Genomic DNA, 22,676 nt, shown 5'->3' on the forward strand with positions numbered 1-22,676 from the left:
TCCTGTTAAATTCTGATGTCAGTTTTATGCCATGAATCTGGCTCGGTTGAAGTTAAGTCTAAGGTTAGCGTCTGATCCCTGCCATTGTTGCTGCACAAGGAAAACCATAGGCATCTTCTGCAGAGGTGGCGGCGTCGATGATGCTGTACTGAACTGTATCCGTTGCCAGAGCTGCAAATGCGTCGAAATTGACTTCCACATCACCTGAGGACATAACGAAAATACTGTCGCCGTCCAGTGTTCCGTGGACTGGCTTGATGGATCTGGCGTATCCGTCATGAAGAACAGATGCCAGTTTGTTAGCCTGTGATTTAGTGAGTTTTGCGTTTGTGATGAGGCAGGTGATGGTGGTGTTGAATATAACATCTTCTCCCAGGTCCTCTGGTGAAAGTTCTTCTCTGTAGTCGAGAACAGTTTCCCCGTCTTCAACTGCCGGTTCGTTCTGGTCTTGTATTTCAGCTTCTTCTACGGAATCTTCCTTCACCTCATCTATCCCTTCATATGAGTCTTCTTCTTTTTTCGCTACTATCATATTCTTCAGGATGTTAATAGATCCTTCTATTTCCTTCTTGTCTCTTGAAAGAACTCCTGCAATAAGCCTGCCCCCTCCGTTATAGATGTCGCCGATAGCGTTAACGGCCGCCACAGCCCCTACATAAAGATTTCCATCACTGCAGGCAAAGGTTCCAAGACCTGATTTCATTGCTCTGTCCATTCCGCAGAACTTGCCAACGGTTGCACCTGTTCCGGCACCATGGTTCCCGTGCTGGAACAAGCCGTCGTATGCATTCTGGCACGCCTGTTCCCCCATTTCTCTGTCAGGCCGCATATCCTTTGAGGCTACTTCAAGGTCGTAGAGAGAGGCCTGGCACACAATAGGAACGCAGATATCTCCCATCTTGAATCCAATATCTTTTTTCTCCAGATAGTTCATTGCCCCTGATCCAGCCTCCAGGCCGAAAGCGCTGCCTCCCGAAAGCATTACGCAGTGAACTCCACTAACAGTGTTTTCCGAGCGAAGAAGATCTGTCTCCCTGGTGGCAGGACCGCCTCCTCGCACATCTGCTCCTGTTACAGCTCCTTTTTCACAGATAACGGCAGTGCACCCTGTGCCTCCCTGAATATCTTCTGCATTTCCAAGCTTGAATCCCGGAATATCTGTAATATCGATTTTTCTGAAGCCCATAAATACACCTCTATTGCCTGTGTTTCCTGTGGAGTCATTTGTATGTATTATACAGTTATTTTAATTATTTTGCGAATTTCTTATGACTTTGATCGACAGATAATAAAAAAGTATTGCCATGCCTTGAGAGGCAACGGATATGAAGATCATCAAATACAGGTTGTGGTCGTAGAAATACCCTGTTATCCAGCTTCCAAGGAACCAGGCTATTCCAAAGCCGGTTTCAAAAATGCCGAATCCTGTGGATCTCATGGATTTAGGAACAATTCCCGCTACTGCAGCTTTCATAATACTTTCTTGAGCACCCATTCCTACGCCCCAGAGGATGATTCCTGCAATCATAAGCGGCCTGCTGCTGCCGGAAAAAATCAACAAAGGGAAGAATGCTGAAAGGAATGTTGATATCATCAGGCTTTTCAGCCCTGCCTTGTCATATAGCCAGCCGAAAACCAGAGCGGAAACTGCATCTGCCGCCATTGCCAGGGCGTACATCAGGCTTAAAGCAGATAATGAAAAAGCACCGCTTCTGGCTCCCTGGAGGGTGATTAGTGGAAAATCAATGAAGCCAAAGGCAAAGAGACATATGGCAATCAAGTATAATGCAAAGTCTTTTCTGATCTGGAATTTCTCTTTTACTTCTGGCTCCTTGTCAAACTCCTCCGGATGAGGATATCTGTGCCATGCCCACAGTATCAGCCCTATTGTGATGGCTCCTGGAATACCAAGAAACAGGAAAGATTCTCTGCAGGTTTTCAGCTCTTCTCCTCCCCCATTTATCCGGCTGATTACGTAAAGAATCAGTGGGCCGGCAAAGGCTCCCAGCTGATCCAGAAACTCCTGCCACGCAAAACCTTTTCCCTGGCCAATTTCTGCAGAAGCGAAGCTAACAAGAGTATTTTTGGCAGGCTTCTTAATAGCCTTCCCCGTTCTCTCCATTATCACCAGACCGCAGGCCACAATCCAGCCATTGTCCGGTGCAAGAGCAAGGAGTGGAATGGCAGCCATCTGCACGGTATATCCAAGAATAACGAAGGTCCAGTATTTCTTAGATTTGTCAGCAACGAAGCCTGACAGAAGGCGGAGGCCGTAGCCAAGAAGCTCTCCCAGTCCTGAAACGAATCCAATGGCTGCACCAGAGGCTCCGAGAAGATTCAGATACTCTCCCAGGATGCTTCTGGCTCCTTCATGAGTCATGTCAGAAAAAAGGCTGACAATGCCCATGAGTGTAATAAACGCCAGGGCTCCTGAATTTCCAGGACCTGTTATTTTTGAAAGGTCAAAATGTTTTTTCTCTGATGATTTTTTCATTGGTGGTTCAGATAATAATAGTTTAATCTAATAGTCGTAAAGAACGATCTGTTGGGGCAGTTATTCACTCAGTTGAATTTGCTTTTCGTATCAGTATACTATTTCATTCTTTTTAAAGGAAGATTCGCCTCTGTAAATAAAAAGAGGAAAATTCTCCTCCATTCCTTGAAATTCACGGCGTTAAAATATAGAATTCTAAGCGGCGTATTCAGCCCCTCCGGACACCGCCGGAGAGAAGATGTGATTTCCATATGGAAACATGTACTTAACAAGGGGCACTGCCCCGGAAACGGAGACAAAAATGAATAATTCTGATCAGCGACAACTGACCGTAAGAAGCCTTGTTCTGGGCGTCATCGGATCGGTTATCATCACCATGAGCTCAATGTATATTGCTTTGAGGCTCAGTTCTTTGCCGTGGCCAATCATCTTCGTGGCTCTGGCTTCTATGTTTTCCCTGAAACTCATGGGGAATACCAATCTAAATGAAATTAATGTTACACACACTGCCATGTCAGCCGGCGCCATGGTTTCCGGAGGATTAGCCTTCACCATCCCGGGTATCTGGATAATGATGCCGGAGGAAAAACCTTCTTTTCCGGTTATTCTTGCAATATCCATGGGCGGTACAATTCTGGGATTGATCTTCACGGTGTTTATCCGCAAATATTTCGTAGAAGAAAAAAAACTGGAATATCCTATGGGTCAGGCAGCGGCCGACACTCTCCGGGCAGGAGATGAAGGGGGCCAGAAGGCGAAGACTCTCTTTACAGCTCTTGGAATAACGGGGGCCTTCACCATCTTCCGCGACTGGCTCCACAAAATACCCGCTGCGTGGATGAGCAAAAATGCAGCTGCCTACGGTTCGTCGGCAGGTATATGGTTTTCTCCCATGATGATTGGTGTGGGTTTTCTCCTTGGACCTTCCCTTATCTTCATATGGTTTCTGGGAGCAGTTCTGGGTGATTTCGGCATTCTTTTCCTCGGTGTAAAAGGAGGTTTCCTCACTACGCCAGAAGCCGTTTCTCTCAAGGCTTCTCTGGGCATAGGCATGATGGTGGGATGCGGCCTTGGAATAATAATAAAGGGTATTCTTCCGAAGCTTAAAGATATTTTTACCGCCTCATTCTCGGCTCAGGGCGGAAATGACATTGCTCTGAGACCTTCTTTGACAGGAGTAATAGTCATCGCCATTGCCGCCATATTCGCAACAGTCTGCAACATGGGCATCGGAGCATCTGTAATCACCATTGTGGGGGCCTGGCTGGCGGTCTCTATGTCATCGGAAAGTGTTGGTACTACAGGTGTGAATCCAATGGAGATCTTCGGCATGCTGGTTATGCTCTGCGCCCGTGCAATCACCTCCGTGGGATCAGTGGAATCATTTTACATAGCTGCAGTGGTAGCTGTGGCTGCAGGCCTGGTAGGCGATGTGATGAATGATTTCAAAGTAGGATACTCTTTCGGCACCAGCCCGAAGGACCAGTGGATAGCAGAGGCTGTGGGAGGTATGGCCGGTGCAGTGGCAGCTGCGGCTGCACTTATGGCCGTTTATACTGCATATGGCCCTGAAGCCATTGGCGGTCCTGAGTTTCCAGCAGCACAAGCAGCAGCCGTGGCTTCCATGGTGTCCGGCATATCAAACCTGCCCGCCTTCATAGTTGGCATAGTTGCCGCCACCGTACTGTACTGTATGGGACTTCCAGTAATGACTCTGGGACTTGGGGTTTATCTCCCTGCTTACCTGTCACTGACAGCCTCCCTTGGAGGATTAATCAGATTCTTTGTGGACAGAAGAGGTAAAAAAGTACCTGAAAGCAAGGCGGTGGAAAAAGGAACTCTCATTGCTTCTGGCTGCCTTGGCGGCGAGGCTGTAGTAGGCGTTGTTATATCCATAATACTTGCAATTCAGACCATCAGATAAAAGAAATTTAATACGAAAAACGGCTTCAGAAGGTGCGTATCACACGTATAAATCTGAAGCCGTTTTTTATAATATAAAACGCAGAGGAAACGATGCTCTATGCTCAATCCTCTGCGCTTTCTGAAGGAAATTCTATGAATGTTTCCTTTATTTCTTATTTTGTATTATCTATTGTATTATCCCAAATGTATTATCCCAAAGTACCGTCAGGGAAAATAATTGACGCCCTATCGAATGATAAGGGTGGGTAACTTCTCTCCTCAGCCGCTGAAGTCCGTTCGAAGACGGCTTTTCATTAGCAGTCAGTCCTAAGAATCCCGTTTAAGAAGTGTAGGTTCAATTAAAACCCCCCGACGAATACCCCAGGAATAATACTTTAAGTAATTATAGTTTGTCCAACTGAGATTTGCAAGTTTGGGAACTACTCCTCCTCAGGAAGATCACAGTTAAAAGCAACCTTCTGGACATCATCGTTGTCTTCCAGTGTGTCAATCAGTTTTCTGAGAGACTTAACATCCTCGTCAGCAACGGTGGCATCTATTGATGCTACGAACTCTACTTCAGACTGAACTACTTCGTATCCTGCAGCCTTTACTCCATCAGTTACAGCGCTGAGTTCTGGTGCGTCACAAAGAATCTCAAAGCTGTCATCATCTGACTTCATGTCTTCTGCCCCAGCATCCAGTGCTGCCATCATCAGCTCATCCTCATCGATGTCATCGGTCTTTTCAACAAGAATGACACCCTTTCTTGAGAACATGTATGAAACACAGCCAGGAGTACCAAGATTTCCTCCGTTCTTGTCAAAGGTTGATCTTACGAAGGAAGCTGTTCTGTTCTTGTTATCAGTAAGAGCTTCAACAATAACTGCCACACCGGAAGGACCATATCCTTCAAATGTCAGCTCTTCATAGGACTCGCCTTCCAGTTCGCCAGTTCCCTTCTTGATAGCCCTTTCAATGTTTGAACCCGGCATACCAATAGACTTGGCCTTATCAATAGCAGCTCTCAGAGTGAAATTGAATTCCGGATCTCCACCGTTCTTTGCTGCTACAATGATCTGCCTTGTATATTTTGTGAACATTGCTGAACGCTTTGCGTCCTGCGCAGACTTTCTGCCTGCAATAGTGCCGTGTCTACCCACCGGGTACCTCCTTATATATGTGAAAATAGTATTTAAATTTTTACAAAATCCGATAAATTATACACCCATTGAGAAAATGTATCAACTGCGGATCATGCTTCTTTTCTGACATCTGCCGGAAAATCCAGGTTTTTTTCCTTTTCAAGGTTCTTGAATGCAGTTGCCATCATCATTTTAATCCTGTTCAGCTGATTTACATTGCTGGCACCTGGATCGTAATCGATGGCCACGATGTTAGCATCCTTATCGTAGGTTCTCAGAGCCTTTATCATACCCTTTCCAACTACGTGGTTAGGCAGGCAGGCAAAAGGCTGAAGGCAGAGAATGTTTTTCACACCATGATCGATGAGATCTACCATTTCTCCTGTGAGAAGCCAGCCTTCACCGCACTGGTTTCCAATGGAAATGATCTTTGACGCGTTGGCGGCTGTATTCTGAATATATTCGTCAGTGTAAAATCTCTTGCTCTTTCTGCATGCTTCCCTTGCGTATTCCCTGAAATACTCGACGAATTTAAGGGCAAATCTGTTCCTGCGCATCATTTTCTTGGTTCCTGACAGATTATCGTAATTGTAGATCTTATTGATCATTCCGTATTCAAAGAAGTCTATGAAAGCTGGTACAACAGCCTCTCCCCCTTCTTCCTCGATGAGATCAACAAGATTGTTGTTGGCATTTGGATGATATTTTACAAGTATTTCTCCAACTACACCGATCTTTGGCTTCTCAATATCCTCATAAATCGGAAGGTTGTCATAAGCTTCTACAATGTCATTGATATTTCTCTTGAACTTTCTCAGGTTGTGATCCAGAACGTTCTCGATGATCCTGTCGTACCAGGAGTTCATTATTTCGTTGGCGCTGCCCTTTACCTTTTCATAAGGTCTGGTCCTGTAAAGGCATTTCATTATCAAGTCGCCGTAAACTACTGCAAACACCAGGCTCAGTGCCATGCGTACAGTTATCTTGAAACCGGAGTTCTTTTCCAGGCCTGCCATATTAAAGGAAATTACAGGCACCTGTTCCATGCCCAGGTCTTTAAGAGCCTTACGCAGGAGAGCCACATAGTTACTTGCTCTGCATCCTCCCCCTGTCTGGGACATGAACACACCAGTTCTGTCCAGATCATATTCTCCCGATTTAAGGGCAGATATTATCTGTCCCAGAGTTACAATGGTTGGATAACATGCATCATTGTTAATATATCTGAGTCCTTCTTCGTCAGATTCCTTTGTAACAGGTGGAAGGAGAACTGCGTTATATCCGGCGGCCTGAAGTATTGGGGCAAAATACTGGAAATGTATAGGCGACATCTGCGGAATAAGCAGAGTGTAGCCTTCTTTCTTCATTTCTTTAGTAAATTCCACCCTCTTGTATGGCTTGTTAATTCCCTTTGCCTTTGTTCCGTTTTTCTCCCTTTCCATTAAAGCTGCTTTCAAGGAACGGATTCTTATTCTTGCTGAACCCAGATTTGACCCTTCATCAATCTTAAGCTGGGTGTAAAGCTTGTTGTTTTCGTCCAGAAGCTCGTTTACCTCGTCAGTAGTTACAGCGTCCAGTCCGCAGCCGAAGGAGAACAGCTGAACCAGCTCAACATCATCTCTCTGGCCTGCAAATACGGCGGCTCTGTATAGACGGGAATGGAACATCCACTGGTCAAGTACACGGATATCTCTTGCTATCTTAACTCTGTCAGCAATTGAGTCCTCTGTAAGGACGACCATTCCAAGAGATGTAATAACCGAATCGATTCCGTGGTTTATCTCCGGGTCGATATGGTAAGGTCTGCCTGAGAGGATGATGCCTTTTACGTGGTTATCATCCATGTATTTGAGAGCCTTGTCTCCTTCTTTTCTCATGGCTTCCTTGAACTGCTGGTAGCTTTCTCTTCCGGCCTTTACAGCCTCTCTAAGTTCCTCCTTTGATATATTCATATGCAGGAGAGAATAATCCCTGCTGTCATCATCAAAGTTGTAGGTCTTATTGATGTTTTCAAGGGCCTCGTTGTCTATCTGCCTTTCACCCCGGAAGAACTTGTACATTTCATCTACAAGCCTGTCGTCACGGTCGAAAGGAAGGAATGGATGGTAGAACTCTACGTTGTTTTCGTAGAAAAGATCTGCCATGTTCTTGTCGATGACTTCCGGATAAGTAGCTACTATCGGGCAGTTGTAGTGGTTAGCTGCTGTGGGGTCCTCAACTACTTCATACTGAATGCACGGATAGAAAATCCTCTTGATTCCCTTGTTCACCAGCCACTTGATGTGTCCGTGAACCAGTTTAGCCGGATAACATGCTGTATCGGAGGCAATGGTGTCCATTCCCATCTCATACAGCTTCTTGCTTCCCGGAGGGCTGAGGACAATACGGAATCCAAGAGAATTAAAGAATGCATTCCAGAATGGATAGTCTTCATGCATGTTAAGTACTCTTGGAAGACCGATTTCTCCTCTCCAGGCTTCATCTTCGCTTAGAACCTTCCGTCCGAAAATGAGCTTGTATTTTTCCTTATAAAGATTAGGTAGATTGTTTTTCTTAACTTCTTCTCCTGCCCCTCGCTCGCAGCGGTTTCCAGTTACATAGCGGTTTCCGTCAGAAAATGTGGAAATAGTGAGCATGCAGTTGTTTCCACACTTTCCGCATCTGGAGTTTTCGGTGTGAACGGAGAAGGCTGAAAGCTTTTCTGCACTGAGAAGGTCTGATTTCTCTCCTTCAGAGTACTCCTCTCTTGCGATGAGGGCAGCACCGAAAGCGCCCATAAGGCCGGATATATCAGGCCTTACAACGTTTTTGCCAAGAACCAGTTCGATAGATCTCAGCACTGCATCGTTCAGGAAGGTGCCTCCCTGAACAACTATCTTGTCTCCAGTTTCGTTAGGATTTCTTAACTTGATTACTTTGTAGAGAGCATTCTTGATTACAGAAAGGGACAGTCCTGCTGAAATGTCCTCAACCGTTGCTCCCTCTTTCTGAGCCTGCTTAACCTTTGAGTTCATGAAAACCGTACATCTGGTTCCCAGATCCACAGGTCTTTCAGATCGAAGAGCCGCATGGGCGAATTCCGGAACTTCCATGCCTACAGACTTCGCATAGGTTTCAAGGAATGAACCGCAGCCTGCGGAACAGGCCTCGTTAAGCATTATGCTGTTAATTGCGCCGTCATTGACCTTCATGCACTTCATATCCTGTCCGCCTATGTCCAGGATAAATGAAACTCCAGGCAGGAATTCCTCTGCTGCCTTGTAATGGGCCATGGTCTCAATCTCGCCATCATCTATCTGATATGCAGCTTTAATGAGGCCCTCACCGTAGCCAGTTGCAACAGACCGGCCTATGTATGCTCCCTCTGGAAGCTGAGAGTACAGCTCCTCAAGAATATTTCTAACAACCTTGAGAGGGTTTCCTTCATTGCTCTGGTAGTGCTGGAAAATAAGTTCCTTCTTGTCGTTGATAACGGCAGCCTTTGTGGTGGTGGAACCTGCGTCGATGCCCAGGAAAACAGGGCCTCTGGCCTCCTTGATATTTCCTCTTGCAATCTTCGCCTTGCTGTGTCGTTCTTTGAAAGCCTCATATTCCTCTTCATCTTTGAAGAGGGGCTTAATATACTTCGTACCTGAAAGGCTGGAGGGATCAGCATTCTTGATGCGCTGAATAAGGGAAGAAATGGTGATCTCATCTTTTTCCTTAGTTGCCAGATATGCTGCACCAATGGCTACAAAATACTTGGAATTTTCCGGGAAAATTATCTCCTCAGGCTTGAGGTTCAGTGTTTCGATGAAACGTTTCCTCAGCTCTGAAAGATAGGTCAGTGGGCCTCCGAGAAATGCCACGTGGCCTTTGATTGGATGACCGCAGGCAAGGCCGCTGATTGTCTGATTTGCCACGGCCTGAAAAACAGAAGCAGCAATGTCTTCCGTCCTTGCACCGTCGTTGATCAGAGGCTGAATATCCGTCTTTGCAAACACACCGCATCTGGATGCGATTGGATAAATGATATTCATTCCTTTTGCAGCTTCATTCAGACCCTGAGCGTCAGTGTTAAGAAGGACAGCCATCTGGTCGATGAACGCACCTGTACCTCCGGCACAAGTACCGTTCATTCTCTGTTCAACAGTTGCCCCATAATAAGTTATCTTGGCGTCCTCACCACCAAGCTCGATTGAAACATCTGTTTCCGGAATAAGTTCTTCTACAGCCCTGCTGCAGGCAATAACTTCCTGTTCAAATTTAATGCCAAAGAGATCAGCAAGAGACATGCCTCCTGAACCGGTAATAACGGCCTTCAGACTCAGATCTCCCTCTTTGTCTCTCAGATCCTCCAGCAGCTCTCCTACCTTTTCAAATACGTTAGACATATGTCTTTCATATCTGGAGTATACGATCTTATTGTTGTCATCAAGAATGATGAGCTTTACGGTAGTTGAACCAACGTCGATTCCTAACCTCATCTAGTTAACCTCTTAAACTTACAAAAATAGACAAAAGATTCGCAGAGAACCAGGTTCCCCACGAATCAGTGTTACAAAAAAAACGGGCAAACCGTAAGCCGGGTTCTGTATTAAACGATCATCCATCTAGTACTGCCATTGCTGACAGTCTCCAGCGACTTACCTTCTGGGGGCAGCGGGCAACTGCACTACAAACCCATTCTTAGTCTTGCTCCGGATGGGGTTTACACGGCCGTCATGTCTCCATGGCGCCGGTGAGCTCTTACCTCACCATTTCAACCTTACCACGGCATTACCCGTTTCGGCGGAATGTTTCTGTTGCACTTTCCCTATAGTTACCTACGCCAGACGTTATCTGGCATCCTCGCCCTGTGGAGCCCGGACTTTCCTCATGCAAAGTGCACGCGATCGTCTGGTTTACCCGTTCAGTTATTATAAGTGTAAAATCAGGATTGTCAAGGGGTTTGTTTTCCCTGAGTTTCCGGTTTTGTTCCCGAAACATGATTTTTGCGGACTTCTTTTATGTAATTGGCAATAATTAACGCAAACACAGCAAAACCTATGTATCCCTGCATAGGATAAAGTACTTCTACTATTTTCTTAAAGCCTGTAAGCCCTGCCAGCAAACCTACGGCTGCCCCTCCAATCATAACAGGCAGCTTGGTTTTTCCCGGTTTGAGCTTCGTGCTGAAACCGTAGAACGTGCTGGAAGCTGTGGAATACACTGCAATATACAGAACTACGGCATAAACATAATTCAGTACAGGGGAAATCTTCATGGCGTATCCCAGCATTGGAAGGTCCAGTGAGCTGGCCAGGTTCATATCTGTAAGAATTGCCATCAGAAGAAGCATGGTGAGTCCTCCGAGAAGAAGGGTGCCCAGCAAGGATCCGGAAAAAGCAGTTTTTCTGTCCTTTGCCCGGATTGCGGTGGCTGCCGCCATGGTAATCATTCCAAGGCAGTCGTAGGAGAGAAAAACAAATGCTGCAACTACAGGATTAGGGGTTATGACCCCGGGATCATAACCTGAAACAGGACCGCTCTGATCCTGCCCTTTAAGAATGACTGCTATGATTGAGAATATAACCACAGCAAAAGTCACAGGAATGACACGCCTGAATACACCCGACACTCTCTGAAAATCCCCGGCTGCTGTAATAACTGTAAGAACCACCACTATAGTTCCGCCGATAATCTTGTTTATTCCGAACTGATATTCTAGCAGTGACCCTCCTGCAGCAGACATTGCGATTATCATGGAATAATACATTATGGCTATGACCCATCCAATAATACTGTCCAGGACAGGGCTGTTAAAGGGATTTACCAGTTCTCCTAATTCCTGGGTGTTCTTGCTGATGGCGATATAGCTTATCATGTGGCCGAAGATGACAAATCCTGCTGTGGCAAGAATAACTCCTCCGATTCCGGCTTTTCCAAAAACACCGAAAAACTGCCAGGTTTCCCTTCCTGACGCAAATCCGGCTCCCATGATAACACCGATATACATTACAGCTACCTGAAAAATGTTCAGTCCTTTTCTATCCATTTCAGATAATCTCTTTCTTCTTCCAACTGATCTATGAGACTTTTGTAATTATTGCTGCTTTTCCTGAGATTTTGTATCTCCTGATTCAAGCTTCCGAACTTCCAGTCCAGCCTTTTCTTCAGCAGTTCCTTTTGCCCGGAAGGAAGGTATTTAAATGATTCCGGATATCGCCACCGGTAATCCTGTCCTTCCTTCAGCAAATCAGCAAGATCTGTTTCTGCTGAAAAGCTGGGCGCAGCGGAAGTATTTTCCGGTGCTGAAGCGGTGATTATTTCACAGATGAATTTTCCTTCTTTTGCAAGACGCTCTGATATTATTGTCCATCCAGTGAGATGAAGATAATATCTAAGTTCTCCGCTGTTGTTTCTAGGCTGAAGAATCAGCTTGCTGAAGGAGTTTGTCAGATTCTGGTCTGCAGCCAGAATGCCTGCAATTGTCCGTCCTCCAAGTCCCCCGATAACGAGGGTGTCCACCTCTCCAGGTTCTATGGTGGAAAGTCCGTCGCCTACTCTAAAACAGGAGTCCGGAAGACCGAACCCCTGATCTTTACAGTTCCTTTGTGCCTTGTCCATAGAACCCTGGCTGATGTCGGACATAATAACAAAGGGTGAAATATTATTTTTCATCAAGAGAATCGGGATATAGGCGTGATCTGTGCCTATATCCGCTACTCTTTCTCCCGGTGATACCTGATGGTACATTTCCATCAGTCTCTGGCTTAATTTCATGGGCTTACTCCAGATAATCCTTCAATTTCTTACTTCTGGACGGATGTCTCAGCTTCCTGAGGGCCTTTGCTTCAATCTGTCTGATTCTCTCTCTTGTAACGTTGAACTCCTTGCCTACTTCTTCAAGTGTTCTTGGTCTGCCGTCTTCCAGTCCGAAACGGAGCATGAGAACTTTCTTTTCTCTTTCTGAAAGGGTATCAAGGACTTCCATCAGCTGTTCTTTCAGCATTGTGTATGCTGCAGCATCAACTGGAGCCTGCACATCGTCATCTGGAATGAAGTCCCCCAGATGGGAATCTTCCTCCTCACCGATAGGTGTTTCCAGTGATACAGGGTCCTGGGAGATTTTCTTTATCTCTCTTACCTTCTCTACGGTGATGCCCATTTCCTTTGCGATTTCCTCTGCAGTAGGTTCACGTCCGTACTCCTGGAGGAGCTGCCTCTGAATTCTGATCAGCTTGTTGATAGTCTCAACCATGTGAACTGGTATTCTGATAGTTCTTGCCTGATCTGCAATAGATCTTGTGATAGCCTGTCTGATCCACCATGTGGCATATGTAGAGAATTTGAATCCCTTGGTGTAGTCGAACTTGTCAACGGCTTTAATCAGACCCAGGTTTCCTTCCTGAATAAGGTCCAGGAAAGTAAGTCCTCTGTTCAGATAACGCTTGGCAATGCTCACTACAAGACGGAGATTTGATTCACAAAGTTTGTTCTTTGCTTCTTCGTCTCCGTTCTGCATGCGGATAGCCAGTTCTCTTTCCTCTTCTGCAGTAAGGAGGGAAACTTTTCCGATTTCCTTCAGATACATTCTTACAGGGTCATCTGTAGGAACGTTCTTCGGAACGGTTTTGTCAACGTCAATGCCCCCTTCTTCGTTAAGAACAACTCCATCGTCATCATCTTCATCATAGTCAGGAATTTCATCACGGCTGTTTACTATGGTAATGCCTTCTTTTTCAAGCATATCATAGGAAGCCTCAATGTCTTCAACTGTAAGCTTCAGATCTGCAAGATAATCGCTGACCTCAGCTGTGGTAATGACATTGTTTGTCTTTTTTGCGCTTTCAACAAGGTCCGCAACGTATCTGTCGCGCATCTCCAGGGTTTTCTCCTGCTTAATCAATTTTTCTTTAGCAGCGGAATCAAGCTTTCTGTCAGATTCAATTTTTTTGATCTTGTCTTCAATACTTGTGCTTGATGATTTCTTTTTAGGCATTCAATTCCCCCCTGATTCTGTTTTTCTCTCTGTCTATTTCAACAACAGCCAGAGCTAAAGCATCAATTTCCTTTTTATCTTCTTCCGATCCACCTATTTCAAGGTCAACTATCCTGTGTTGATATTCGGCGCGTTTTTCATCCAGCTTATCAATCTGGTACTCCGCCCTGCATTGCAGATAGTATTCTTCCTCGTCAGGTCCAACCGGTTTTATTAACTTTTTTACAACCGACTCTTCGTCGGGACTCAGTTCTGAACAAATATCTTGTATTGTAATTACTCCGCCCTGTTCTGATGAACGGGATATATTAAGGATAATATTCAAAATCCGGCTTCCAAGGGCAGTATTGAAGGATATACCATCCTGAGAGGCTCTGTCAATATACCTCTGATCTGTCATCATTAAAGAAAGAATAGAAAGTTCAAGGCGCAGAGTCCTGTCTGAAGGTTCTTTCTTTCGGAGATCAATATGCTGGCTTCTCCTGTCATACACTGGTTCAGCACCAGTATCCGGCAGTCTGAGCTGTGACTGAAGAGCCATCTCACCGATTCCATAATCCTTGTGGAGTTTCTTTATGTAAATTTCCTGTTCAAGAGGATCCATTTTTCTGAGAAAAGGAATAATATCCCGTAGATATGAAAGGAGCTGCCGTTCATCGGAAAGATCCCTGCCCCTGATCATGGCTCTGAACCGGAATTCAGCAGCCGGGACTGCATCGTTTACCAGTTTTCTGAACTGATTGGCTCCGTATTTTTTTACATATTCATCAGGATCTTTCCCGTCTTTTACCTGAAGAACCCTGACATTTGCACCGGATCCATCAAATACTCCGATTCCACGGAGAGCCGCTTTTATTCCTGCCTCATCAGAGTCATATGACAATATAACGTTCTTGGTATACCTGGTTATAAGTCTTACCTGGTTTTCTGTTAAAGCTGTTCCCAGGGATGCAGCTACATTGGTGATACCATTCTGCCATAGAGATATCATATCCATGTAACCTTCTACTATCAGCACCTGATCGGCCTTTGCAATGTCTCCCTTTGTAATGTTTAATCCGAAAAGATTGTTCTTTTTCAGAAATATTTCGCTTTCAGAGGAATTCAGGTATTTGGGACCCCGGTCATTGTCATCTATTCTCCGTCCTCCGAATCCTATTATTCTTCCAGATGGGTCAAATATGGGAAAAATTACTCTGCTCCTGTATTTATCGTAGGGACCATTCTTTCCCTGCTTAACCAGGCCCAGTTTTATCATATCCTCATCTTTTATACCTTTGGACTTTAGATGATTGTAAAGGCCATCAAATGAAGAATCGCAGTATCCAAGACCGAATTTTGCAATAGTTCCGTCTTTTACCTGTCTCTGGCGGAGATAGGCCAGCCCACGGTTTGGCCTGGAAGTCAGCATCTTGAAAAAATACCGGGCTGCTGTTTTATTTATATCGTAATATTTCTTAAAGTCTTCTTTACGGCCGCTGTGCTCCGGCATCTTCATTCCGTACTCATCAGCCAGCTTTTCCACGGCTTCCATGAAGGTAAGGCCCTGTCTCTGCATTACATAGCTGATCACATCGCCCTTTGCGTGGCATCCGAAGCAATGAAAGTACTGATCCCTCTCATTTACAGAAAAACTCGGAGTCTTTTCGTTGTGAAAAGGACAAAGTCCCTTGTAGCCGGAGCCCGACTTCTTAAGATCCACATCCCGTCCAATAACATCAACAATATTTATTCTGGTTTTTAGCTGATCCACAAAATCATTGTTGAAAGCCATCAGATAGATCTCCTTCTTTCCGGTTCTATACCCTCAAATATTTGTCTATATATATCAGCTGCAAAATGATCGGTCATGCCGGAGACATAATCCCTGGCTCCAGCTTCAGGACCTTCTTCACTGACTATGTCCCTGTAAAGTTCCGGCATTTCATCCGGATGCTCCACATAGAAGCAGTAGAGAGACTCAACTATCCGTTCCACTTTCTCCATAGCTTCTGCATCTTTCACCTTCTTACTGTTATATACGTTCTTGAACATGAAAGACCTGAGGTCCATCAGGGCCTCTCTGAAACGGGGGCTCTGGCAAATCTCATCTTTTCCCTGGCTGTTTTCCACCAGGTCTCTAATCAGATTGTTGATCCTCTTGCTATGAGTGTCACCTAGAATCTCAATATCCCTTTGAGGCAGATCATGGGCACGGAGAACACCTCCTCGTATAGCATCGTCTATATCGTGATTGATATAAGCAATTCTGTCGCTTATTCCTACAATCTGTCCTTCCAGAGTATCAGCCTTAAGGTCTCCGCTGTGGCAGAGTATTCCGTTTCTGACCTCTTCAGTCAGATTGAGGCCCATCCTGTCCCCTTTAGGTTCAAGTCTGTCCACCACCCGGATGCTCTGTTCATTGTGCCTGAAACCTCCAGGATAAAGTCTGTTTAAAACAGCTTCTCCGCTATGGCCAAAAGGTGTGTGTCCAAGGTCATGGCCAAGGGCAATGGCTTCCGTCAAGTCTTCATTGTAATTGAGAATCCTGGCAATAGTTCTAGCCACCTGTGCAACTTCAAGAGTGTGGGTAAGCCTGGTCCTGTAATGGTCTCCTTCTGGAGAAAGGAAAACCTGGGTCTTGTGCATCAGCCTTCTGAAAGATTTAGAATGGACAATCCTGTCCCTGTCCCGCTGAAAATCAGTTCTGAACTGGCATTTCTCCTCAGGAATCTTTCTTCCCGCAGAATCTCCGGCCTTGCAGGCCCGCTGATCCAGTCTGTCGTATTCATTTTTTTCCAGGTCAGTTCTGAACTGCATTCCCTCCTGCCACTCAAAATATGTTTAAATATACTCAAACATATCGAGAATTGAAGTCCTTGCGGATACTTCTTACTGCTTCAATGTGTATGCTTTGGCGATTATAAACAATACGCTACTCACAAGTTATTGTACACTCCACAGTCGTAAATTCCTGCGATAGCCCGCAGTACATACTTACGTTTGCTTTCATTGTGCAATTTCGTAAGTCCAAGCATCTCTTAGATTAAGAGCAGCATTAAAATCCCTATCCTCGACATAACCACAATCACAACGGTATATTCTATCTGAAAGCTTCAAATCTTTCTTGACAGCACCACAGCAATGACATATTTTGGATGATGGATACCATCTGTCTACGACTCTTAATTCAATACCATTTTCATCACACTTCGCTTTAAGCTTAGTTCTAAATTCATAGAACTTTTGTGATGCAACGGCTTTTGATAGATGTCTGTTCTTCATCATTCCTGATACATTCAAATTCTCAATCGTTATATAAGATGGCTTGGTTTTTACTATCTCAGCGATTGTCTTGTTAATATAGTCAGTACGGATATTGTCTATTTTATGATGGAGTTTCTGTACCTTGAGCTTTTGTTTTTGTATATTCGTTCTTTGAGTGGGTCCTCCTTTCTTTAAATTTTCATACTTGCGTGAGAGACATCTTTGTTCTCTGCGCAGTTTCTTTTCTAATTTTTTAATTCTTGCTGACTTATTGATATTTTTATAAGTTTTACCATTGGAAACAATGGCAAAATCCTTTAATCCAAGATCGATACCAATTCCTTCATTAGAACTATTGGAGATCTTTTTATCAACAATTTCTACAAGGACTGACACATAATATCTATCCGCCTTGATTGAAACATGACCGCTTTTGATTACATACCCGTCTTTGGTGGTTGGGATATATCCTTTTTCTTTAATGCGGACCCAGCCAAGTGATGGAATATTAATTCTGTGTCTTTCGCATCGGCAATCCTTTGGATTATTCTTTACGAAGTACATTTTCACATCAGATTTGCCTTTCTTTTTAAACTTTGGAAAAGCACTCTGATGTTTGAAAAATCTTGTAAATGCAACGCAACCATTTTCAATTGAGTGTTTTACAGATTTTGAACTGACTTCCTTGATCCATAATTTATCTGGATTTTTGGGAAGGTACTCATTGTTCAGCCAAACACTGAAACTTTTACCACTCATAAACTTTTCACCGTTATCGTGTAAAGTTTTGTTGTGACTTAGATAAAAGTTATAGACGTACCTACAAGTACCGATAGTCTTGTTAATTTTGATTTTTTGCTCGACTGTCGGATTTATTTCCGTCTTGAAGCTCTTTAGCAATTTCTGCATCTCCTTCTATTTGTTTTTTATACTTACGAAGGCCGTACAATCTACAAGAAAAAACGTGCAGTATAGACACAATATCCTGTACAAGTTCTTCCTGCGGTGATAGTTCTTCATTATTCACTATCACTATGGTTGTATTAAACTTCATACAGAATCTTTCAAACCAATCATAGCCAAATCTGATAAACCTATCTTTATGTGTAACTATGATAGTTTTGATTTTTTGTTCCATTACTTCATCTAATAATTGATTCCACTTTTTACGATTGTAATTTAGCCCACTTCCATAATCCTCAATACATTGATCTACAATGATACCTTTAGCATTGCAAAACTGACGTAAAAAAGTTACTTGGTTTTGTAAATCATCTTTTTGGTTTCTTGTAGATACTCTGGCATAAATAACAATCTGACGATTATCGTTTTCAGTATTTATGCCCTTGAACTGAAGATACTGATCATAAGTATAATAACGCCTATTAGTCGGAGTTCGATTTGCTTTCAGAATCCCCTCTCTATCCCAACGTTGTAACGTTTTGACTGAGACACCCAATAATTCAGCAAAATCTTTTGGTTTGTAATTAGTGATATTAGATGTGTTCATAACAATATCCTCCGTGAGTATGTTTTAACACATTTAATCACTATTGACAATGATTTTGGTTACTTAATGTCTTCTCCTTTACATTATGAAATAATCTGAGGTTCCAGGAAAAGCGGGAAACTTCTTAAACAGGATAATGAGGACTAAACTCCCGTGTGACCGAATCCTCCTTCTCCCCGCTCTGTTTCTTCAAGAGAATCAGTAAGCTCAACCTCTACTTTTTCGTATCTGGCAATAACAAGCTGAGCTATCCTGTCGCCATCGTTAATGACAAAATCCTCGCTGCCCCAGTTTATCAGCGGTATGCAAAGCTCTCCCCGGTAGTCCGAGTCAATAGTTCCTATTCCATTTACAAGGCCTATGCCGTGTTTAATGGCAAGTCCTGACCTGGCTCTGGCCTGAGCCTCATATCCAGGGGGAAGTTCCATATAGAGACCTGTTGGAACAAGCATTCTTTCCATGGGATGGAGGGTAACGGGCTGGCTGAGATATGCCTTAAGATCCATTCCTGAAGCGCCTTCTGTCTTGTATTCAGGGATCCTGCCACTTTTCGATATCATCCTTATCTTCATTGAATCAATTTTCCTTTCCCGTTACGTTTACAATGGTATATTTGTCAGGATAGCAGATCATCTCTCTGACATTGTAAAGATCATCAAGGGTAACCTTGTCAAATCCACTCAGGATCTCCTCCTGATCTCTGCATCTTCCGTAAGCCAGCAGGTCCTTGCCATTGGCAATCATACGGGTCTGAACGCTTTCCTCTCCGAAAATATATACAGACTTCAGCTGCTCTCTGGAGCTGTCCAGCTCTTCCTGAGAAATCTCTCCGTTTTTAAGATTATGAAGCTCCATGAAAATAGCGTCTATGGCTTCCTTCACCCGGTCTTTTCCAACTCCTGCGCAAATTACAAACATTCCTGAACTTCTGTAATATCCGGTCATAGTATAAACCGAATATGCCAGCCCCTTCTGTTCTCTCACTGTCTGGAAAAGCCTGGAAGACATGCCGCCGCCCATGATGCTGCTAAGAACTGACACAGGATATTTCCTGCTGTCCCCTGCAGGTATCAAGCTGACTCCAAGAGCAAGATGGGCCTGGTCAATATCTTTTACAACTTCCACCTTCTGACCCGGGTTTTCAACGTGAGGGTCACTGAAAGAGTTTCTTGAAGCTCTGAGCCCCATGAACTTCCCGGAAAAGTATTCTTTTACTTCATCAAAGTCGAAGGATCCGGCCACAGAAACCACAATAGCATCTCTCGTATAATGGCTGTAATAATACTCTTCCACCATCTCTCTTGTAAATGAGGAGACTGTATTTTTGTAACCAAGAACAGGATGAGCCATCCCTGATCCCTCGTTGACGATGGCTTCCAGTTTATCCAGAGCTACGTCATCAGGATCATCGGCGTTCATATTGATTTCTTCTATTACTACTTTCTTCTCCCTTTCCATTTCTTCAGGATCAAAGGAAGGATGTTCTATCATATCTGTAAGCACTTCCGCAGTTTTGCGAAAATGATGATCCAGAGACTTTACATAGAAGCAGGTATATTCCTTACCTGTAAAAGCGTTCATCTGCCCGCCGATTCTGTCTATCTCGTCAGCAATCTGGAATGCAGATCTTTTTTCTGTGCCTTTGAAAAGCATGTGTTCAATGTAGTGAGACATACCGAATTCCTCAGGCTTCTCGTACACCGAACCTGTATCGCACCATATTCCCACAGATACAGATCTTACGCTGTCCATTTTCTCTGTTACCAGTCTTACTCCTGAATCAAGTACTGTAATTTCTGCCATATATTTCTCCCAAATTCCGTGATATTAACCTCACGGCCCTAGTTATCTGTTGTATTTTCCTCTTTTTCGTCCAGAATCTCTATGATTTCATCCTCACTCAGACCAGAATAAGGATTGTCCGGAACATATCCCATATCCGTTCCCTGTTCATGGTCACTGCCGGAATTGAATTCTGTTTGTACAAGTTCATCAACCAGCAGGCTGTAGCTGTCTGCCTCATACTCCAGAGCTGTTCCGAAGTTGTAATTATGCTGGCTTCCTGTAAGCTTGTCGGCCCTCAGGTTAAAAAGAGCATCTCTCACTGAAAGTTCTTCTCCTGTATCAAGGTCGAAAACGTTATCCTGCCTCAGATACCACTTGCGAAAAACGCTGATTGCCCTGGCCGTATCCTGAGGGTCTCCACCTTTAGCCAGCTCCGACACTGAACCGAGAAGGTTCTTGCTTATTGTGTCTACCGTCACAAAAAAATCTGTCTCTTCTTCAGGAATCATTTTCTGAAATTCATCAAAATAATTGCTAAGAAGTTCTGACAATACATCTTTATCTATACTGCGAAGGAGTTCTTCCAGGTCCGATTCTTCAATATATTCATCTGTTTCCAGAAGGTCGGCCAGATTCTCAAAATATGTGAATTCTGACGGCTCCTCTATTCCAACAATTTCAAACAGTCCCTTTACACTCATTCGTTCACCTTTCAAGCTATTTGTGGTATTATTACTGAGTTAAACTCACACTTTTCACCCGTGAGGGTATTATGACGCAAAGTAAATTATATCATAATGGAGATAATAAATGAACATAGAAGTAACGAAATCAAGAGATCAGATTGAAGACAAATATAAATGGAACATAGAATCCATGTACAACAGCGATGACCGCTGGAACAGGGATATTGAAGATGCAAGAACCATGAGTGAACAGCTAAGAAGTCAGGAAGGCCATGTTCTGGATTCATCTTCTTCTCTCCTTGAAACATTGAAGGCTGAAACCTCTATTTCGAGGAAACTTTCCAACGCTATTGTGTATTCACACATGAAGCAGGATGAAGACAACAGCAACAGCAAGTATCTGGAAATGAACCAGAAAGCAATGACAGCTGCTGCTGAGATATCTGCCGCTCTTTCCTTCATTGTGCCGGAAATCCTTGAGGGAGATTCATCTCTTATAGAACAGTACATTAATAAGGAACCTGGTCTGGAAGAGTACCGGTTCATGCTGGATAACATCCTTCAGCAGAAATCCCACGTACTGTCTAAAGACGAGGAAAAGGTTCTTTCTTCTCTCGGAGATGTTCTGGGTGCTCCCGGGGAGATTTTTACGATGCTGAACAATGCGGACATGAATTTCGGTTCCGTAGAAGATTCAGAGGGTAAATCTCACCTCCTCACCCACGGCACCTATTCAAGCCTCATGGAAGATCCGGACAGAACTCTGAGGAAAAACGCTTTTACAAGGATTTACAGCAAGTACATGGAGCTTATTAATTCAATAGCCACAATGTACAACTACAGTGTCAAGGAGAACACAGTTTCATCCAGACTGAGAAACTACGATTCACCTCTTGATGCTGCCCTGTCACCAGATCACATTCCTCTTCAGGTATATGACAACCTGATTGAAGTTGTCCACAAACATCTTCCAGAGATGCACAAGTACACGGCCATCAAGAAAAAGGCCCTGGGTCTTGAAGAAATGGAGATGTTCGACGTGTACATTCCTCCTGTAAAGCCAGTAGAAAAGGAATATTCTTTCGAAGAGGCAGTGGACATTGCCTGTGAAGCACTGGCTCCCCTGGGCAGTGAATACGTATCCACACTGAAAAAAGGCCTTCTTGAAGAGAGATGGGTGGACGTTTACGAGAATAAAGGAAAGACCTCAGGAGCCTATTCCTTTGGATCCTACGACAGCTATCCGTTTATTCTCATGAATTTTACAGGAAGGCTGAATGATATATTCACCCTGGTTCACGAGGGCGGTCATTCCATGCACTCCTATTACACCCGCAGGAATCAGCCGTATATCTACGGAGGACACTCTATTTTTACTGCTGAAGTTGCAAGCACAGTGAACGAGTCTCTTCTCATCAGATACCTTCTCAGGAAGGCTGAAAAAGAAAATGATCTGGAGATGAAGAAGTACCTGGTCAACTACTATGCCGACCAGTTTAAATCCACCTTGTTCCGTCAGACCATGTTTGGGGAATTCGAAAAGAAAACCCATGAAATCGTAAGTCAGGGAGGATCTCTCACTGCTGACCTCTGCAGCGAAATCTACGATAAGCTGAACACAGATTACTTTGGACCGGCCATGAAGCACAGCGATCTCATAAAGTATGAATGGAGCAGGATTCCTCATTTTTACAGAGATTTCTATGTCTATCAGTATGCAACAGGATTTTCTGCTGCAACGGCTCTGTCGGAGAGGATTCTTACCGGCGGCACTGAAGCAAGGAATGATTATCTCAGATTCCTGAGTCTTGGGGATTCCGATTATCCCGTTTCTCTTCTTAAGATTGCTGGAGTAGACATGAGCAGTCCGGAGCCTGTTGATCAGGCTTTGAATGTTTTCGGAGACCTGGTAGATCAGCTTGATAAATTGTTATAACCTGGA

General features: G+C 44.1%; 16 protein-coding genes and 2 other RNA genes. 2 read left to right on the forward strand and 16 right to left on the reverse strand.

Translation table 11 applies throughout. From position 1 onward, the window contains the following. Positions 1–64: 64 nt before the first annotated feature. Entirely contained in the window at positions 65–1,186 is a 1,122-nt protein-coding gene (locus tag FYJ66_RS05845) for a P1 family peptidase (protein WP_154572577.1), read from the reverse strand. A gap of 60 nt (positions 1,187–1,246) precedes the next feature. After that, on the reverse strand, positions 1,247–2,494 hold the full coding sequence (locus FYJ66_RS05850) for an MFS transporter (protein WP_154572578.1): 1,248 nt from the start codon (positions 2,492–2,494) through the stop codon (positions 1,247–1,249). A 301-nt stretch (positions 2,495–2,795) separates the two neighbouring features. Here FYJ66_RS05850 and FYJ66_RS05855 point away from each other — a divergent pair, with 301 nt between their 5' ends. Beyond that, positions 2,796–4,418: an OPT/YSL family transporter gene (locus tag FYJ66_RS05855; RefSeq protein ID WP_154572579.1), complete on the forward strand. Its 1,623-nt coding sequence runs from the start codon at positions 2,796–2,798 to the stop codon at positions 4,416–4,418. A 188-nt stretch (positions 4,419–4,606) separates the two neighbouring features. Here FYJ66_RS05855 and ssrS read toward each other — a convergent pair. The 14 genes from ssrS to FYJ66_RS05925 all read right to left on the reverse strand — a co-directional run bounded on the left by ssrS (position 4,607) and on the right by FYJ66_RS05925 (position 20,749). Then, positions 4,607–4,790: non-coding RNA, 6S RNA (ssrS, locus tag FYJ66_RS05860), on the reverse strand. A gap of 49 nt (positions 4,791–4,839) precedes the next feature. After that, positions 4,840–5,562 carry a YebC/PmpR family DNA-binding transcriptional regulator gene (locus tag FYJ66_RS05865; RefSeq protein ID WP_277006944.1) on the reverse strand — a complete coding sequence of 241 codons (723 nt, stop codon included), beginning with the start codon at positions 5,560–5,562 and terminating at the stop codon, positions 4,840–4,842. Between the two features lie 92 nt (positions 5,563–5,654). Then, positions 5,655–10,010: a 2-hydroxyacyl-CoA dehydratase gene (locus FYJ66_RS05870; RefSeq protein WP_154572580.1), complete on the reverse strand. Its 4,356-nt coding sequence runs from the start codon at positions 10,008–10,010 to the stop codon at positions 5,655–5,657. Between the two features lie 79 nt (positions 10,011–10,089). Next, an RNA gene (gene rnpB / locus FYJ66_RS05875) (RNase P RNA component class A) lies at positions 10,090–10,434 on the reverse strand. Positions 10,435–10,465: 31 nt separating this feature from the next. After that, positions 10,466–11,560, reverse strand: a complete 1,095-nt coding sequence (locus FYJ66_RS05880; RefSeq protein ID WP_154572581.1) for a YkvI family membrane protein — start codon at positions 11,558–11,560, stop codon at positions 10,466–10,468. Next, positions 11,542–12,288, reverse strand: coding sequence for a tRNA (adenine(22)-N(1))-methyltransferase (locus FYJ66_RS05885; protein WP_154572582.1), 747 nt, complete (start codon positions 12,286–12,288; stop codon positions 11,542–11,544). The genes FYJ66_RS05880 and FYJ66_RS05885 overlap by 19 nt, the downstream gene beginning before the upstream one ends. A gap of 4 nt (positions 12,289–12,292) precedes the next feature. Next, entirely contained in the window at positions 12,293–13,507 is a 1,215-nt protein-coding gene (gene rpoD, locus FYJ66_RS05890; protein ID WP_154572583.1) for an RNA polymerase sigma factor RpoD, read from the reverse strand. Next, positions 13,500–15,281, reverse strand: a complete 1,782-nt coding sequence (gene dnaG / locus FYJ66_RS05895; protein ID WP_154572584.1) for a DNA primase — start codon at positions 15,279–15,281, stop codon at positions 13,500–13,502. Before dnaG ends, rpoD begins: the two co-directional genes overlap by 8 nt. Then, a complete protein-coding gene (locus FYJ66_RS05900; protein ID WP_154572585.1) occupies positions 15,281–16,306 on the reverse strand; it encodes a deoxyguanosinetriphosphate triphosphohydrolase in 1,026 nt (341 codons plus the stop codon). Before FYJ66_RS05900 ends, dnaG begins: the two co-directional genes overlap by 1 nt. Positions 16,307–16,495: 189 nt before the next feature. Beyond that, on the reverse strand, positions 16,496–17,662 hold the full coding sequence (locus tag FYJ66_RS05905; RefSeq protein ID WP_154572586.1) for an RNA-guided endonuclease TnpB family protein: 1,167 nt from the start codon (positions 17,660–17,662) through the stop codon (positions 16,496–16,498). After that, on the reverse strand, positions 17,595–18,248 hold the full coding sequence (locus FYJ66_RS05910; protein WP_338071167.1) for an IS607 family transposase: 654 nt from the start codon (positions 18,246–18,248) through the stop codon (positions 17,595–17,597). Before FYJ66_RS05910 ends, FYJ66_RS05905 begins: the two co-directional genes overlap by 68 nt. A gap of 158 nt (positions 18,249–18,406) precedes the next feature. After that, on the reverse strand, positions 18,407–18,823 hold the full coding sequence (gene dut, locus FYJ66_RS05915) for a dUTP diphosphatase (RefSeq protein ID WP_235897370.1): 417 nt from the start codon (positions 18,821–18,823) through the stop codon (positions 18,407–18,409). Positions 18,824–18,839: 16 nt separating this feature from the next. After that, a complete protein-coding gene (locus FYJ66_RS05920) occupies positions 18,840–20,066 on the reverse strand; it encodes a M16 family metallopeptidase (protein ID WP_154572589.1) in 1,227 nt (408 codons plus the stop codon). 38 nt (positions 20,067–20,104) lie between these two features. Continuing rightward, entirely contained in the window at positions 20,105–20,749 is a 645-nt protein-coding gene (locus FYJ66_RS05925; RefSeq protein WP_154572590.1) for a hypothetical protein, read from the reverse strand. A 109-nt stretch (positions 20,750–20,858) separates the two neighbouring features. Here FYJ66_RS05925 and pepF point away from each other — a divergent pair, with 109 nt between their 5' ends. Then, a complete protein-coding gene (gene pepF / locus FYJ66_RS05930; protein ID WP_154572591.1) occupies positions 20,859–22,670 on the forward strand; it encodes an oligoendopeptidase F in 1,812 nt (603 codons plus the stop codon). The last annotated feature ends 6 nt before the right edge of the window (positions 22,671–22,676 follow it).

Origin of the sequence: Allobaileyella intestinalis, assembly GCF_009695865.1 — a bacterium.
Lineage (GTDB): Bacteria > Bacillota > Clostridia > Peptostreptococcales > Anaerovoracaceae > Allobaileyella > Allobaileyella intestinalis.